Source organism: Macrococcus hajekii, assembly GCF_004359505.1.
Lineage (GTDB): Bacteria > Bacillota > Bacilli > Staphylococcales > Staphylococcaceae > Macrococcus > Macrococcus hajekii.
In genome coordinates this window covers 985,559-998,040 of record NZ_SCWE01000001.1, presented here as the reverse complement: position 1 = coordinate 998,040, position 12,482 = coordinate 985,559, and the positions used below count along the sequence as shown (strand labels likewise).

Annotated in this window: 16 protein-coding genes; 8 read left to right on the top strand and 8 right to left on the bottom strand. The window is 41.5% G+C overall.

The features are described from left to right. Positions 1-3: 3 nt before the first annotated feature. Positions 4-321 carry a YuzD family protein gene (locus ERX37_RS05225; RefSeq protein WP_133429581.1) on the top strand — a complete coding sequence of 106 codons (318 nt, stop codon included), beginning with the start codon at positions 4-6 and terminating at the stop codon, positions 319-321. A 43-nt stretch (positions 322-364) separates the two neighbouring features. Here ERX37_RS05225 and ERX37_RS05220 read toward each other — a convergent pair whose 3' ends face one another. After that, a complete protein-coding gene (locus tag ERX37_RS05220) occupies positions 365-1,429 on the bottom strand; it encodes an NAD(P)/FAD-dependent oxidoreductase (RefSeq protein WP_133429580.1) in 1,065 nt (354 codons plus the stop codon). A 109-nt stretch (positions 1,430-1,538) separates the two neighbouring features. On the opposite strand from ERX37_RS05220, the gene ERX37_RS05215 reads away from it, so the two are divergent. From ERX37_RS05215 to ERX37_RS05185, 7 genes are all read left to right on the top strand, one after another. Continuing rightward, complete coding sequence (locus ERX37_RS05215; protein ID WP_133429579.1) at positions 1,539-1,775, top strand: YuzB family protein; 237 nt, start codon at positions 1,539-1,541, stop codon at positions 1,773-1,775. 7 nt (positions 1,776-1,782) lie between these two features. Further along, positions 1,783-2,142 carry a HesB/IscA family protein gene (locus ERX37_RS05210; protein ID WP_133429578.1) on the top strand — a complete coding sequence of 120 codons (360 nt, stop codon included), beginning with the start codon at positions 1,783-1,785 and terminating at the stop codon, positions 2,140-2,142. A gap of 117 nt (positions 2,143-2,259) precedes the next feature. Beyond that, positions 2,260-3,477 carry an NAD(P)/FAD-dependent oxidoreductase gene (locus ERX37_RS05205; RefSeq protein WP_133429577.1) on the top strand — a complete coding sequence of 406 codons (1,218 nt, stop codon included), beginning with the start codon at positions 2,260-2,262 and terminating at the stop codon, positions 3,475-3,477. A gap of 180 nt (positions 3,478-3,657) precedes the next feature. Next, positions 3,658-3,978: a YuiB family protein gene (locus tag ERX37_RS05200; RefSeq protein WP_133429576.1), complete on the top strand. Its 321-nt coding sequence runs from the start codon at positions 3,658-3,660 to the stop codon at positions 3,976-3,978. 11 nt (positions 3,979-3,989) lie between these two features. After that, positions 3,990-4,949, top strand: a complete 960-nt coding sequence (locus tag ERX37_RS05195; RefSeq protein WP_133429575.1) for a hypothetical protein — start codon at positions 3,990-3,992, stop codon at positions 4,947-4,949. Positions 4,950-5,002: 53 nt separating this feature from the next. Beyond that, positions 5,003-6,313 carry a Na+/H+ antiporter family protein gene (locus ERX37_RS05190; RefSeq protein ID WP_133429574.1) on the top strand — a complete coding sequence of 437 codons (1,311 nt, stop codon included), beginning with the start codon at positions 5,003-5,005 and terminating at the stop codon, positions 6,311-6,313. A 15-nt stretch (positions 6,314-6,328) separates the two neighbouring features. After that, positions 6,329-6,730: a PaaI family thioesterase gene (locus tag ERX37_RS05185; protein ID WP_133429573.1), complete on the top strand. Its 402-nt coding sequence runs from the start codon at positions 6,329-6,331 to the stop codon at positions 6,728-6,730. Positions 6,731-6,769: 39 nt separating this feature from the next. Here the strand turns inward: ERX37_RS05185 and mnhG are convergent, their stop codons facing one another. From mnhG to ERX37_RS05150, 7 genes are read right to left on the bottom strand one after another with little or no spacing between them, the layout of a single operon-like run. Then, positions 6,770-7,111: a monovalent cation/H(+) antiporter subunit G gene (gene mnhG / locus ERX37_RS05180; protein WP_133429572.1), complete on the bottom strand. Its 342-nt coding sequence runs from the start codon at positions 7,109-7,111 to the stop codon at positions 6,770-6,772. Continuing rightward, positions 7,092-7,376, bottom strand: coding sequence for a Na(+)/H(+) antiporter subunit F1 (locus ERX37_RS05175; RefSeq protein ID WP_133429571.1), 285 nt, complete (start codon positions 7,374-7,376; stop codon positions 7,092-7,094). Before ERX37_RS05175 ends, mnhG begins: the two co-directional genes overlap by 20 nt. After that, positions 7,373-7,852: a Na+/H+ antiporter subunit E gene (locus ERX37_RS05170; protein ID WP_133429570.1), complete on the bottom strand. Its 480-nt coding sequence runs from the start codon at positions 7,850-7,852 to the stop codon at positions 7,373-7,375. The genes ERX37_RS05175 and ERX37_RS05170 overlap by 4 nt, the downstream gene beginning before the upstream one ends. Further along, the gene (locus tag ERX37_RS05165; protein WP_133429569.1) at positions 7,852-9,324 is read right to left on the bottom strand and encodes a Na+/H+ antiporter subunit D; all 1,473 of its coding nucleotides are present in this window, start codon (positions 9,322-9,324) and stop codon (positions 7,852-7,854) included. Before ERX37_RS05165 ends, ERX37_RS05170 begins: the two co-directional genes overlap by 1 nt. Next, positions 9,314-9,655 (bottom strand): Na(+)/H(+) antiporter subunit C, encoded by a 342-nt coding sequence (locus ERX37_RS05160; RefSeq protein WP_133429568.1) that lies wholly within the window; start codon positions 9,653-9,655, stop codon positions 9,314-9,316. The genes ERX37_RS05165 and ERX37_RS05160 overlap by 11 nt, the downstream gene beginning before the upstream one ends. Beyond that, a complete protein-coding gene (locus ERX37_RS05155) occupies positions 9,655-10,083 on the bottom strand; it encodes a Na(+)/H(+) antiporter subunit B (RefSeq protein ID WP_133429567.1) in 429 nt (142 codons plus the stop codon). The genes ERX37_RS05160 and ERX37_RS05155 overlap by 1 nt, the downstream gene beginning before the upstream one ends. Continuing rightward, a complete protein-coding gene (locus ERX37_RS05150; RefSeq protein WP_133429566.1) occupies positions 10,064-12,433 on the bottom strand; it encodes a Na+/H+ antiporter subunit A in 2,370 nt (789 codons plus the stop codon). Before ERX37_RS05150 ends, ERX37_RS05155 begins: the two co-directional genes overlap by 20 nt. Between the last annotated feature and the right edge of the window lie 49 nt (positions 12,434-12,482).

Sequence of the window (12,482 nt, the reverse complement as noted above, 5' to 3'; positions counted from 1 at the left end):
CATATGAAAGAAGTGAAAGTAAATGTTTACGGTGCTGACGTGGTCTGTGCAAGCTGTGTCAATGCACCGACATCTAAGGATATATTTGACTGGGTACAGCCGAATCTGAAACGCAAGTTTAGTCATCTTGATTTTACATTCAATTATATCGATATCAATGATATAGAGAGTCATTCTGATTATGATCAGTCATTGGTAGAGCGTATACAGGAAGATGAACTATTTTACCCGCTGATCACAATGAATGATGAAATTGTAGCGGATGGCTATATTCAACTACCTCAGTTAACAAAATATGTGGAATCACATTTCAGCGAATAATATAAAGGAAGTGGTGGTCAATGAACCATCGCTTCCTTTATATTTAACCGTTATGATATTTATAGAGCCAGAGAACCCCTGACTTCATCAATCTAGCTAAACGGCCTGTCACTGTTCGGTCCATAAGGAAGGCAAAACCTTCTTTTTCACCGAGTGAGCCGAGGAAGCCTTGTACTTTTAATTCAGGCATCGTCTCAGGCAAGTCTTCCCCGTTCCATTTCGTTTTAAGGACATCAACAATCTGTTCTGCCTGTACTTCTGCCAGCTGCGCACTAGGTGCGTAAGGGAGAAGGGCACAGTCACCGACGACATAGACATTCTGATGCGTTGGAATCTGATGATATTGATTGAGACGTACACGGCTGCCTGCACCGAACTCAACGGGTAGATTACGCACGATTTCAACCGGTTGTATGCCTGCTGTCCAGACGCAGAGGTCTACAGCATATGTTTCATCATTATTATAAAGTTTACCAGGTTCGACTTTGACAACATTAGAATGAGGAATGACATCGACATTATGCTGATCGAACCATTTTTGTACATAGTTACTGAGTTTTTCAGGGAAAGCAGGTAATATTCTTTCACCGCGGTCGAATAGACAGATGTTCAGATCCATTCTGGATTCTCTGAGCTCACTGGCAAGTTCAATTCCGCTCAGACCAGCGCCGACAATACCGACTGTGCTGCCAGAAGGTAAATCTGCGATTGCACTGTAAGTATCCCGTGCCTGCATAATGGACTGGATACTATGTGTATATTCTTCAGCGCCTGGCACATTATGATACTTATCTTCACAACCTAGTCCAATGATCAGTTCATCATAGTCTACATGTGTTTCTCCCATTGTGACAATCTGTTTATCAAGGTCAATAGCAGTCACCTCGCCATAGGCAAAATTAAGACGACTATCCTTAGGGAAGTCTACACGCACATCTTTATCGGATTCTGTTCCAGCCGCCAGCGCATAAAACTCTGTTTTAAGACCGTGGAATGGCGCCCGGTCAATTAATGTAATCGTATATTCATCAGGTAACCCATCCGGAAGCAAACGCTGCATCACACGCATATTGCCGTAGCCGCCTCCAAGTAATACAAGATTTTTCATAACCAATCCCCTTTTCCTACTGAGTCGAATTCCTATTTTTTTCAGTACCCTTAAATTATAATATAATATACACATTATTTGTACAGATAACTGAAAATTGAGGTGGGACATGAATCCGATTGTAGAATTCTGTATCTCTAATCTGGCAAAGGGAAGTCAGGCCGTTTTTGATATACTGGATAAAGATCCGAATATTGACTGTCTGGAATATGGCTGTCTCACGTATTGTGGACAGTGCAACGTAGGTCTATATGCACTTGTGAACGGTGATTACGTATCAGGCGAGAGTCCGGAAGAATTACAGGCTAATATTTATAAACATATAGAAGAAAACTGGTTATTTTAGGAGGAATATAATGACGATTACATTAACAGAAGCAGCAGCGTATGAAGTGAAAGATATGATGACAAGTAATGGCATGCCGGATGGCTATCTTAAGCTATCTGTCAAAGGAGGCGGCTGTACAGGGCTTTCTTACGGCATGAGTGCAGAAGAGGCGCCGGGAGATAATGATGAAATTCTGTCATTTTATGGTGTCAATGTACTAGTTGATAAGGCAGATATGCCGATACTGAACGGGACCGTTGTCGATTTTAAACAGTCGCTGATGGGCGGAGGCTTCGCTATTGAAAATCCTAACGCCATTGCGTCCTGCGGCTGCGGCAGTTCATTTAGAACTCGTGATGTCGCCGGAACACCTGAAAACTGTTAGGAATTAGTGACAAAATGTTGAATATTCCAGACATTAATATTATTATTAAGGTGGAATGATTTAAGTTCAATTTGTGACGTAAATCACAATAATATCATAATAAGATGGGTGAATAATATGAGCTTTGACAGAAAAAAAGTAGTAGTGCTTGGAGCAGGTTATGCCGGCTTACAGACTATTACAAAATTACAGAAAAAAGTATCAGCACAGGACTGTGATATCACACTAATCAATAAAAATGATTATCACTACGAAGCAACATGGTTACATGAGGCTTCAGCAGGTACACTTAAGTATCAGGACTGTTTATATCCAATCGCGAGTGTTGTGGACGCTTCTAAAGTTGACTTCGTTAAGGCTGAAGTGACGAAAATCAATCGCGACGAAAAAACAGTTGAAACAACAAATGGCACATTCCATTTCGATATTTTAGTTGTAGCACTGGGATTCGAATCAGAAACATTTGGCATCAGCGGTATGAAAGAACATGCTTTCCAAATCGAGAACATCCATACATCTCGTCGCATTTCTAAACATATCGAAGAGCGTTTTGCGCACTATGCACAAAGCACTGATAAAGATGACAAAGATCTTGCTATCCTTGTTGGGGGTGCAGGTTTCACAGGTATCGAATTACTGGGTGAATTAACTGAACGAGTTCCTGAATTATGTAAAAAATATGGTGTTGACCCTGCAAAAGTAAAATTAACTTGTGTAGAAGCTGCACCGAAAATGTTACCCATGTTCTCAGATGAGTTAGTTAATTATGTCGTTGAATACCTGGAAGCACGTGGTGTTGAGTTCAAGATTGCAACGCCGATTGTTGCAGCAAATGCAAATGGCTTTGTTGTGAAAAATGGAGAACAGGAAGAACAGCTTTACGCTAACACAGTAATCTGGGCTGCCGGTGTACGTGGCAGCCACTTAATGGAAGAATCATTTGAAGGCGTTAAACGTGGCCGTATTGTAGTACGTGAAGATAACCGTATCGATGGCTACGATGATATTTTCGTCATCGGTGACTGTTCAGCTGTTATGGCGGGTGAAGGCGAGAATAAACGTCCATATCCAACAACAGCACAGATTGCAATGCAGCAAGGTGAATTCACTGCTGATGCAATCGTCAAATTGCTGAACAATGAACCTCTTGGCACATTTGAATACAGTGAAAAAGGTACAGTCGCTTCACTTGGTTCACATGACGGTGTCGGTGTCGTGATGGGCAAAGAAATCACTGGTAAAAAAGCAGCCTTCATGAAAAAATTAATTGATACACGTGCGGTCTTCAAAATTGGTGGCGCAGGCGTAGCATTTAAAAAAGGTAAATTCTTATAATATTTGAAAACCGCAAAACCTTTTCAAGGTTTTGCGGTTTTTTTATTTGTTCTCAAGATTGGAATGTGACATGACGCGGAAAGTCTATTTGCGCGTCATTTGACGATTATATAACGTCATTTTATAGTCATCATGTTATAATAGTGCCAATGACTTTTTTTGTAACATGAGGAGGAAACGATGACTGCCTTAGTTCAGTTAATTATCAGCGTTATCTTATTTTTTGTTTTATTTTTCGGAATTGCTTTTATTTTGAATATGTTGTTGAAATCAACTTGGATTATGACATTTTTTTATCCGTTCGTTGTTTTTGCGATTGTAGATAAAATTTCAACAGCTGATTATATTTTAAAACCACGTTATGCAGTCAGTCAGCTCTGGCGAGGACTGACACACTTGCTGCCAGCGGACATCATCATGCTATCAGCAGGTTTGATCGGTGCGATTGCTGCTGGTATTGTCATTAAGAATCTGCGTAAAAGCGGTTATACTATGTTTTAGGAGCGATGACTATGAGAGACTCAGAAGCACATGTAGCAGACGTCTATATGTGCTTTTTACCATTTCAGTTGAACCAATGGAAGAAGACAGGAATAGACTGGTTAGATGCACGGATACATGATTATTATATTCAGAAGGAACAGCAGTTAGATGCAATGACAGGTGATGCAAGAATAATAGGTATTCCTGCCGGCAATCCGAAACGCTATACGAATGAAGATGAACTGCTGCTGCATGATCATCTGGCTGATCTTGAAGCTATGCATTCAGTTACGGTCGATTTAACGACACTTGCTTCTTATATGGATGTCTCTGGTCTATACTGGACGATTAAGAAGTTATGGTCGGCTGCTGATGTGCTCGGCTATACAGAGAAGTTGCCTGAGCCAGTACTAACTGAGCGACAGATAACTGCGGATGAGATGTATCAGATGTTACCGCTGACTTACCCTCTATATGAGATTGAGGCATTTGAGTGGGCGTGCAGCCAACCTGATAAAGTACTGATTATACTGAATAGAAATCTGCTTGAGAGTGCACTGCTCGCAGCAGATGAAAATACCTATATTCTGCAGGTTGATTTCAAGGATGCAGAAGTAGATGGACAGCGCATTGCACGGAACGGCGAATGGGTGAACTATAAATCGGTACGTCAAGCAGTGATATTTGATTGTCTTCACTATGCACGACAGTTCAAAGTCAAACCGATTGTGCTTGATTATCAGCCGGCCGCTGAATCAGTGATGACACAATACGGTATAAAGCGCTCTTCACAGACTGCACTGGACTACCGGATGCAAAATCCCCATTATCAGCTCTTTAAATCTCAGCATCGCACACATCAGCACTTATCATTGAATAAACTGGTGGATACGTATGGTGAGACATTTACGATTATTCACTTCAGCGACTTACTGCCATTCAGATATCAGACAGAGCTGCTCAAGGAGTTGACAGCAGATAATAAATAGTTTACTTTAGTATGGTAATACTTTACCAAGATAAAGTAAATGAGGTGGATGACATGAATGCAGTATTGCTTGCAGTAATAATCATGATTATTTTAAGTTTATGCAGACTTAACGTCGTGCTGTCATTATTTATAGGCGCTTTAGTAGGTGGACTGGCAGCTGGGATGGGTTTAAATGAAACGATTACGATTTTTACGAGTGGGATAGGTGACGGTTCAGAAGTTGCTCTGAGTTACGCATTGCTGGGCGGCTTTGCGGCCTTGATTTCCTATAGTGGTATCACTGATTATTTTGTCGAAAAGATTATCAGATTGATCAAGCAGGACAGCACAGTCAAGACACGCGTCTGGACGAAAGTAATCATTATTGTGAGTCTGATTATGCTGTCATGTTTATCACAAAATGTCATTCCTATCCATATCGCTTTCATTCCAATCGTAGTGCCCCCCCTGTTGAGCTTGTTTAACGAGCTTAAGCTTGATAGGAGAATGGTAGCAGTTGTCATTACCTTTGGACTCTGTTTTCCTTATACACTGCTGCCGTTCGGTTTTGGTCATATCTTTCATGAGATTATAAAAAAAGGGTTTGATCAGGCGCACTATACTATCCAATTTGATGATATTTGGAAGGCCATGCTCATTCCATCATTAGGGTTTATCGTCGGACTGATTCTGGGTATTATTCTTTATCGTAAGCCTAGAATATATACTAAAACCTATGATGCTGACTTTATACCGAAAGAAATTAGCCGTTATACTGTAGCGGTCACTGTGCTCGCTATTATTGTCACATTTGTTGTTCAGCTGTTGACTGAATCAATGATTTTCGGTGCACTTGCAGGTATTCTGATTTTCTTCATGTTCCGTGTATATGACTGGAAGACACTTGATAATGAACTTGTCGGTGGAATTAAAATAATGGCCTATATCGGTGTGGTGATGCTGACAGCTAATGGCTTTGCGAAAGTGATGAACGAATCCGGTCAGTTGAAGTCACTCGTCAATAACATGGTGATGCTGACCCAGGGCGATAAGTCACTCAGTATTATTTTTATGCTGATTGCCGGTCTTATCATTACGCTCGGCATTGGTTCATCCTTTGCGACGATACCTATTATCGCAGCACTTTTCATTCCTTTTGGCCAGCAGATCGGGCTGAGCCCGCTCGCACTGATCAGTATTATTGGTACAGCGGGTGCGTTAGGGGATGCCGGCAGCCCAGCAAGTGATTCAACACTAGGTCCGACAGCCGGGCTTAATATGGACGGGCAGCATGATCACATCTGGGATACATGTGTGCCGACCTTCCTGTTATTTAATATTCCCCTCATTATTTTCGGTTATATTGCTGCCATGGTATTATAAAGATGAGGTGATGTAATGGATTTTAAAGCATTATTGGAACGGGACAGTCTGCTGTCGCACTTTGATATGAAACTACAGGACTTAAATCCGGGGCAAGTGACACTGAGTATGCCGGTAACCGATAAAGTCCGTCAGCCGTTCGGCTATCTGCACGGCGGTGCCACTGTTGCCCTGTGTGAAACAGCAGCTTCAATAGGCGCAACGGGACTCATCGATATCAGCAGTCAGATTGCATTCGGCTTAGAGATTAACGCGAATCATATTGCTTCAGTTAAAGAAGGCACAATCTATGCAGCAGCGAGTATCATTCACCAGGGCTCAGCTACACAAGTATGGGAAGTCCGAGTGACTGATGACAGTAAACGCCTTGTATCGATTGCACGATGTACGATGGCCGTAAAAGAGAAAGTCAGATAAAAAAGGATTCATTCTTAAAAATAAGAATGAATCCTTTTTTTATTCTGTGTTTTTCAGATCATCTCGGATAGTCGAGTCTGTATACTTCACACCGTTATGGTAGGCACTTCGTGTAATTAAGTGACCGCCGATAGGGCCAGTCATAAAGATGAATAACACTGCAAGGAGTAGTGACGGGTTAAAGACATGATCTTTACCGATGAAGAAAAACATCACCCCGAGCAGGATAAACATCACGCCTAATGTCGCGGCTTTACTTGCTGCATGTGCTCTCGTATAGACATCTGGTAATCTGAATAGACCAATAGCAGATACTAAACTAAAAAGAGAACCGACGGATATAAAAATCATTGCGAGTCCATTAAATATCATCGCGCTCATATTCGATTATCTCTCCTTTATCCATAAATTTAGCAAATGAAATAGTCCCTAGAAAAGAGAGCACAGCCAGCAACATTAAAATACTGATGAAATGGGGAGTGTTCAGTATGATTGAGAATAAGGCAATGACAGCCATTAACGCAATACCGATAGCATCGAGTGCGACGACACGGTCTGCCATTGAAGGTCCTTTAATCGCACGATAGAGATAGCCGAATATACTGATTGAGACAATGATAAGTCCGATACTTGCCATAATTTTCATCTGATACCAATCTCCTTTATCGCTTTTTCGAATGTACTATGAATACTATTCACTTCTTCTTCAACTGACGAGAAGTTAATCGCGTGAATATAAAGTGTCTTCTTATCATCGCTGACTGCTGTGACGACTGTGCCAGGTGTCAATGTAATTAACATGGATAAAAGAGAAATCTCCCAGTCTTTATTCAGCTTCGTCGGGTAGGCGAAGAAAGCAGGCTGAATATCAATTTTAGGAGCCAGTACAATTTTCAGCACGTCTATATTCGCCTTAAAGAGTTCAACCAGGAAAATCATGCCTAGCTGAATCGACTTGATAAGCGGGCGTAAATAAAAACGGCCAGGCAGGAAGTAACGCATCATATAGATGGCGCCAAGGCCAAACAAGAAACCGAGTAAAATATTACCGAAAGAGAATGACATGGTAATCAGACACCAGACGATGGTCAGTAATAAGTTGATAAGCGCTTGGACAGCCATTACTTCACCTCCAGTATCTGTGTATAATGAGAAGGCTCTGTTAGCGTCAGGGCAGCTTCATGGAAGATTGGGAAGAGGGCATCTGCATAGAAACCGAATCCTACTGCCAGTAACGTCACAATAATGGACGCAATCAGCATCTTCTTATAAGGCTTAGGCTGAATCTGAATCTCCTCTTCACCCCAGAATACATGCATAAAAATCTTGATGACTGAATAAAGAACTGCAAGACTGCTGAGCAGGATAATGACTGCTGATATGACATGTCCTTCTGCAAGCAGTGCTTTAACGATATAGTACTTACCGAAAAAGCCACTGAGCGGTGGGATACCTGCCAATGATAGTGCAGCAATAAAGAATGTCCAGCCGAGCAGCGGATATTGCTTGATCAATCCACCTGCACGGTCGTATGCAGTCTGTCCAGTAATATGAATGATAATACCGACCAGCATAAAGAGTGCAGCCTTAATCAGGATATCATGAAAAACATAGTAAATTGCACCGAGCATACCGTCTACCGTCAGGACACTGACACCTGCAATGATAACCCCGACTGCAATCATGATGTTGTAAATAATTATCTTCTTCATGTCGCGATAAGCAAGCGCACCGATAACACCGGAAATAATAGTCAGCATCGCAAGCACAAGTAGAATAGTTTCTACTGTCTCCGTTCTGAAGAAGAGAGAATATGTCCGCATTAACGCATATACACCGACTTTAGTCAGAAGTGCACCGAACATAGTCAGTATAGGAATAGGAGGTGCATAGTAAGCACCTGGCATCCAGAAATAAAGAGGGAACATTCCTGCTTTAGTCGCAAAGACAAAGATGAACAGAATAGCTACAATTGTAATGATTGAATGATTATTAAGCTGCGAGAGTTTAACGCTGATATCCGCCATATTGAGTGAACCTGTCACTGAATAAAGCATTGCAACTGCCATCACAAAAAATGATGACGAAATCACATTCACTAAAATGTATTTAATACTCTCCTGCAGCTGAATCTTCGTTCCGCCGATGATCATCAGTACGTATGAACTCATCAGGAAGACTTCGAAGAACACAAAAAGGTTAAAAATATCACCTGTTGAAAATGCACCATTTAAACCACAAAGCATAAACAGAACAGATGCATAGTAATAATAACGTTCACGTTCTACTGTAATAGATTGATATGAATAGAGAATGATAAAAATCATCAGTAGTGACGTCGTAAACACAAAAGCAGCTGCTAAATGATCGACTGTCAAGGTGATGCTATAAGGTACGGGCCAGCTGCCGAGTTCTAAAAACTGAATACCATGCTGCATGATATAGAATAAATTGTAACCAGCTGACAGTGCCGTAAGAATCGCACCGAAAAAGGCGACCATTCTTTTGATGATAGGTTTTTTCCCTATAAAAATAAGAATAATAGCGAATATAGCTGGGATTACAATGGGCAGCACGAGAATATTACTCATCATCTGGAACACCTCTCATTTCATCTAAGTTATCTGTGCCAAGTTCCTTATAACTTCTGAAGGCAAGTACAAGGAAGAACGCAGTGATAGCAAAACTGATAACGATCGCTGTCAGAATCAGAGCTTGTGGAATGGGATCGACATACTGCTTAATTGTTTTATCGTAAATGGGTATGGCGCCGCCTTTCAGACCACCCATTGTCAACAGCAGCAAATTCACAGCGTGTGTCAGAATAGAGGTACCGATGATGATTCTCAGCAGACTGCGTGACAGAATCAGATAGACTGACGCAGAGACAAGAATACCGGCAAGAACAATCATAATGATTTCCATTATTCATTCTCTCCTATCGTCATAATTATCGTCATACAAGTACCGATGACCGCCAGCATCACACCGATATCAAACAACATGGCTGTATGCCAGTGAAGCATGCCGAGACCTGGAAGGTGCAGGTCACCGTAATAATGTTTGAAAAAGGGATCGCCCATCATCAGTGCAAGGAAGGGAGTGGCAAAACACAATGCAAGTCCTATTCCAATAATGATTTTAAAGTCAATCGGTAATATATTTTTTAATGTTTTAATATCATAGGCAATCAATATAAGCAGCAGGGCAGCCGATACGAGTAGTCCGCCAACAAATCCACCACCTGGTGAATAGTGACCACCTAAAAAGATGGATAAGCTGAACATAATGATAATAAAGAAGATGACCAGCGTGCTGAACTGCAGGATGACATCATTTCTTTGTTTCTTCATGTTCATCATCCTTTCTATAGCGTAATTTAATCAATGTATAGATGCCGATACCGGCAATACCGAGAACTGATGACTCGAATAACGTATCAAAGCCACGGAAATCGACGAGTATGACATTGACCATATTTTTACCCGCTGCCAGTTCATAGACGTTCTTAATGTAGTATTCATTGATTGAAGGATAGAAGCGGTGACCATAAGCCACTAAACTAATGACAATCACAGCAAGCCCTGACAATATAGCAACCACAGCATTGCTGATTTTAAACTTCGCTGTTTCCCCGTATAAAGTCAATTTAGGCAGGTGGAAGAAACACATTAAGAACAAGGCAGTAGAAATAGTTTCAATGGTCAGCTGAGTTAAAGCGATATCTGGTGCATTGAAAAAGACAAAGAACAATCCAACAGAATAACCGATAGCACTCAGCATAATAATGCTGAAAATACGAGATTTAGCAATCAGAACCATATAAGTTGCGATCAGGATAATGACAACGAGGATCACTTCATGTATACGTATTTCAGCAAGCTGCCATTTACCTAAATCAATAGGATTCATAAGGAAAGCAGCAATTGTCAGTAATATTAAAGTGCCGAAAATCAGCATGACGTGCAGACGACTACCAGAACGGATAATCTTACTGTTCACGCTGTGAGGTATTCTCTCGCTGTATTGCAGCGCATCCTGATAGAGCGTGTTGAATGTAAAATGCTCCGGCTGCAGCTGATAGATTTTCTTCCATTTATCAAAGGCGAAGACCATCAGTGTACCTACAATAAAAATAGCGAGAGTCGTCAGTAATGCAGGATTGATACCGTGCCAGTGCGAAATATGAATATGTTCAATCGGTTTATTCAGCACAGCGCTGCTCGCAGATTCAATCATAGGCGTCAGTATATTAGGTATCAGTCCAGTAATGATAACGATACTGATCAGAATAAAAGGTGAGGCTAAAAACATAAGGGGTGCTTCATGCGGCTCTTTAGGGAGAGCCTGACGTTGTCCAAAGAAGATATCCTTCACCAATTTAATTGAATAAATAAAAGTGAAGAGACTACCGATAATGACGAGTGCAAGTAACAGGAAAACAGCGAAAGGATTAAACAATGCACTTTCACTACTATCAAACATACTCGTCAGAAACATTTCTTTTGAAAGGAAACCGTTGAAAGGTGGGACACCTGCCATACTGAGTGCACCCATCGCTGCCGCTGTAAATGTCAGTGGCATCACATGCAGAAGTCCAGATAACTTGCGCAGGTCTCTCGTGCCTGTCTCATGGTCAATGATACCTACGACCATAAACAGAGCGCCTTTAAATGACGCATGGTTAAAAATATGGAAGACACAGGCGACAATACTCATATAGAAGATTTCGTCGTGTCCGAAGTGCAGACTGATGCCTCCGATACCCAGCAGTGTCATCATCAGACCGAGCTGACTAATCGTACTGTAGGCAAGGACACCTTTTAAATCACGTTGTTTAACGGCGTTGTACGATGCCCAGAATAACGTAATTGCACCTGCGAACGTTACCGCGTAAATCCATAGAGAAGACACAGCAAAAATGGGTGTAAAGCGCGCAACGAGATAAATCCCTGCTTTTACCATTGTGGCAGAATGCAGATACGCACTGACAGGAGTAGGTGCCTCCATTGCATCAGGTAGCCAGATATGAAATGGAAACTGTGCAGATTTTGTAAAAGCTGCCAGCAAAATAAAGAGCAGTGCAACTGTAAAGAGTGGTGATGCTGTGATCTCACTGCGCATTGCAATCATTTCACGGATGCTGAACGTATGCGTGATGGCAACAAGTGACAATAAACCACCGAGCAGCATCAGACCGCCGAAAACGGTAATAAGCATTGATTTAAGAGCACCTTGAATAGATTTACTCTTATGATTCCAGAATGAGATCAGCAGAAAACTTGAAATACTGGTCAGTTCCCAGAATAAATAAAGTGCAATGACATTGTCACTCAGTACTACCCCGAGCATCGCGCCCATGAAAATCAATAGATAGCAGTAGAAATGACCTAATGCTTCACGACGGCCGAGGTAACTGATTGAATAGAATATAACCAGTGTACCGATGACAGTGATCAGCATCGTGAACAAAAAGGCGAAGCCGTCAAGATGAAAATCAAGATTGAGTCCAATATGCGGCATCCAGTTCATCGAGCTGATGTGTTGTCCGGCAGCACGCAGGGAGATGAGTATTGCAGCTGCTGAGACAGGAAAGAGAAGCGCAACATAACCAGGGTGAAGACGCTTCGTATAATAATAGATGATAGGCACAATTATCGCCCCTAGAAAGGGCAGCAAGACGGCCAGCTGTAATAAATGCATATTTTACCTCCTTAACATAATCTCTAGTATACAGAAAAAAGAAAGGCCG